The sequence below is a fragment of the Synechococcus sp. R6-10 genome (genome assembly GCF_047461815.1).
Taxonomy (GTDB): Bacteria; Cyanobacteriota; Cyanobacteriia; order Thermostichales; family Thermostichaceae; genus Thermostichus.
Genome location: NZ_JANSHW010000363.1, coordinates 1 through 907 on the forward strand (window position 1 = coordinate 1; position 907 = coordinate 907).

The window sequence follows — 907 nt, forward strand, 5'->3', positions numbered from 1 at the left end:
CGACGGTTTCTGTTCCCAATCGGATCCCGCAAATTTCCCCCGCTTCCACCGCCCCCACCATCACCACCCTGGAGGACAACGATTTTCTGTTTCGCACGGTTCCTTCCGATGCCTATCAAGGGGTAGCCCTGGCCCAGATCACCCGTGAAGAGAAGCTGGAGCGCCTGGCCATCATCTACATCAATAACGACTATGGCCAGGGCCTGGCCGACAGCTTTAAGACGGCTTTTGAAAAGCGGGGCGGCACCATCACCAAGTCGGTTCCCTACGAGCCCGGCAAGGCTTCCTATCGCAGTGAGCTGACCCAACTGAAGGAAGGGGATCCCCAGGCGTTGGTGCTGATTGGCTACCCCGAAAACGGTGTGGTCATTTTGCGGCAAGCTTTGGAAGAAGGACTGTTTGACCGCTTTGTCTTCACAGATGGCATGCGCTCTCCCGATGTGGCAGCCCAGGTGGGAGCCGAAAAGCTAGAGGGATCCATCGGCGTTTCGCCTCAGGCCCTCACCGATAGCAAGGCTTACCAAATCTTTGCCGAAGCCTACAAAGCCGCCTACGGGGAGCTGCCCCCCACCCCCTACATCGACACCGCCTACGATGCCGCTTTTGTCCTGGCTCTGGCCATTCAGAAAGCCGGCAGCACCGATGGCACTGCTGTTCGGGATGCTTTGCGGGAAGTGGCCAATCCCCCCGGCACCGAGATCCTGCCCGGAGAGTGGGCCAAGGCGGTGGAGCTGATCGGCAAAGGGGAAGACATCTTCTACACCGGCGCCTCTGGATCCATCAACTTCGATGAGAATGGGGAGGTGGCCGGCACCTTTGCCCACTGGACTTTCCAAGGGGGGAAGGTGGTGGATCTGAAGGTGTTTGAGCCGGAGAGCTGATTTTCCCCTGCGGCTCCTGAGTGGGG

The 907-nt window shown here is 59.3% G+C and carries 1 protein-coding gene; it reads left to right on the plus strand.

What is annotated here, in order from left to right; translation table 11 throughout:
• Positions 1 to 881 (plus strand): ABC transporter substrate-binding protein (locus tag NW837_RS10390; protein ID WP_414331304.1); only part of this gene is annotated, 881 nt, incomplete at its 5' end.
• Between the last annotated feature and the right edge of the window lie 26 nt (positions 882 to 907).